Annotated in this window: 3 protein-coding genes; 1 reads left to right on the forward strand and 2 read right to left on the reverse strand. The window is 68.2% G+C overall.

The annotated features are described in order from the left end of the window. Positions 1–80: 80 nt before the first annotated feature. Positions 81–1,070 (reverse strand): aldo/keto reductase family protein, encoded by a 990-nt coding sequence (locus ACWGIC_RS44850; RefSeq protein WP_452082053.1) that lies wholly within the window; start codon positions 1,068–1,070, stop codon positions 81–83. Positions 1,071–1,124: 54 nt separating this feature from the next. Then, positions 1,125–1,784 carry a DUF3043 domain-containing protein gene (locus tag ACWGIC_RS44855; protein WP_452082054.1) on the reverse strand — a complete coding sequence of 220 codons (660 nt, stop codon included), beginning with the start codon at positions 1,782–1,784 and terminating at the stop codon, positions 1,125–1,127. A gap of 144 nt (positions 1,785–1,928) precedes the next feature. Here ACWGIC_RS44855 and ACWGIC_RS44860 point away from each other — a divergent pair, with 144 nt between their 5' ends. Further along, positions 1,929–2,306 carry a HesB/IscA family protein gene (locus ACWGIC_RS44860; protein WP_452082055.1) on the forward strand — a complete coding sequence of 126 codons (378 nt, stop codon included), beginning with the start codon at positions 1,929–1,931 and terminating at the stop codon, positions 2,304–2,306. The last annotated feature ends 40 nt before the right edge of the window (positions 2,307–2,346 follow it).

Genomic DNA, 2,346 nt, shown 5'->3' on the forward strand with positions numbered 1-2,346 from the left:
GTGAAGGGCTCCTTGAGGGAATCTGATTCCCTCAAGGAGCCCTTCACGGACTTTCGCCGGGGCGAACCCTGTTGCGGTGATCAGGGGGAGACGGTGAGCGCCGGGTCGGTGACCACGACGTCGCCCAGCGCCTCGTCGATCGCAGTGAGCAGCTCCGGCTCGAGCTTCACGCCGGCCGCCTTGACGTTGTCGTAGACCTGCTCCGGCCGCGAGGCTCCGATGATCGCCGACGCGACGTTCGGGTTCTGCAGCACCCACGCGACGGCCAGCTGCGCCATCGACAGCCCGGCGTCGGCCGCCAGCGGCTCCAGCTTCGCGACCGCGGTGAGGGTCTTCTCGTCGAGGAAGCGCTTCACCATGTTCGCGCCGCCGTTCTCGTCGGTCGCCCGCGAACCGGCCGGCAGCGGCTGGCCCACCTTGTACTTGCCGGTCAGGACGCCCTGCGCCACCGGCGACCAGACGATCTGGCTCAGGCCCTCGCGCTCGGAAGCGGGCACGACCTGCGCTTCGATGACCCGCCACAGCATCGAGTACTGCGGCTGGTTCGACACGAACGGGATCTTGAGTTCGCGGGCCAGCGCCGCGCCGCGGGCGATCTGCTCGGCGTTCCACTCCGAGACGCCGATGTAGAGCGCCTTGCCCTGGCGGACCAGGTCGGCGAACGCCTGCATCGTCTCTTCCAGCGGCACCGTGCGGTCGAAGCGGTGCGCCTGGTAGAGGTCGACGTAGTCGGTGCCGAGCCGCTTGAGCGACGCGTTCGCCGACTCGAGGATGTGCTTGCGCGAGAGGCCCTTGTCGTTCGGGCCCTTCGGGCCGGTCGGCCAGAAGACCTTGGTGAAGATCTCCAGGCTTTCCCGGCGCTGCCCCTTGAGCCCGCGCCCGAGCACCGATTCCGCGGCGGTGTTGGCGTAGACGTCAGCCGTGTCGAAGGTCGTGATGCCTGCGTCGAGCGCCGCCTTGATGCAGGCCTGCGCCTGGTCCTCCTCGACCTGGGACCCGTGGGTCAGCCAGTTGCCGTAGGAGATCTCACTGATGTTGAGGCCGCTGCGGCCGAGACGTCGAAACTCCATGCCGACAGCGTAAACGTTTCGTTCGCGAGGCTAACGACCTGTGTGCCGCACGGCTCAGTTCGGGATCGGGTCCCCGGCCTTCAGCCGCGGCTTGGGAACCCGCAGCTTGCGGATCTGGCTCGCCCGGACGAAGGCGTACCAGCCGACGCCGCGGAACGCGGTGGCCGGTTCCTTCGGGAAGCGCTCGCGGACCAGCTTCGAGATCTTGCGGCCGTTCACGAAACCCTCGATGGCCATCACCAGCAGCATCGCCATGCAGACCAGGGTGATGTACTGCTGCACCGCCGGCGCGGGCACCAGCAGCGCGAGGAACACCAGGATCGCCAGCGGCATGAACAGGCCGAGGATGTTGCGCCGGGAATCCACCAGGTCGCGCACGTACGCCTTGACCGGGCCCTTGTCGCGCGGCGGCAGGTACTTGTCGTCGCCGGACATCATCCGCTCGCGGCGCAGCCGGGCGGCTTCCTTGCGGTCTTCCTTGCTGACCGGGTTGGCCTTGCGCAGCTCCTTGTTGTGCTTCATCGCCTCGCGCATGGAGGTGGGCGGCGGCGCGACCGGTCCGCGCTTGCGCCCCTCGGCCTCGCGCCGCTTCGGCGTCGCCTTGCCCTTTCCCGGCGTGTACGACTTGCTCGTGACCGTGGAATCGACGTCGGCGGCCTCGGCCGCGGACTCTTCGGCGGCGGGGTCAGTGGTGCTTCGGCGCAGGAACCTCACCTCACCAGGGTATTGCAGGCGTCACGGCGTTGTTCACCAGGTCGTTCCATATGCGACGATGGAGGGGAACAGATCGGGCGAGTCGCGTGTTGTGCCTAGGACACGAGATGTACCCGCAGCGAGTTCGACCTAAGAGGGAGTGCCATGACGACCGCTGAGCAGACCGGTGCGGCCCCGGCCGAGACCGCCGAGGAGACCCACGGCGTGACCTTGACCGACGCCGCGGCCGCCAAGGCGAAGGCGCTGCTCGACCAGGAGGGCCGCGACGACATGCACCTGCGCATCGCCGTGCAGCCCGGCGGCTGTGCTGGCCTGCGCTACCAGCTGTTCTTCGACGAGCGCACGCTCGACGGCGACCTGTTCCGCGACTTCGACGGCCTGCGGGTCGCGGTCGACCGGATGAGCGCGCCCTACGTTTCCGAGGCCGTGATCGACTTCGTCGACACCATCGAGAAGCAGGGCTTCACGATCGATAACCCGAACGCCACGGGTTCCTGCGCCTGCGGCGACAGCTTCCACTGAGCCCAGAGCCAGAAACGGGCCCCGGCGCACACTGTGCGCC

This window comes from Amycolatopsis sp. NPDC054798 (assembly GCF_053611505.1).

Excerpts from the sequence above, each read along its gene's own strand:
- ACWGIC_RS44850 (WP_452082053.1), bottom strand. The coding sequence starts at position 1,070 with ATGGAGTTTCGACGTCTCGGCCGCAGCGGCCTCAACATCAGTGAGATC.
- ACWGIC_RS44860 (WP_452082055.1), top strand. The coding sequence starts at position 1,929 with ATGACGACCGCTGAGCAGACCGGTGCGGCCCCGGCCGAGACCGCCGAG.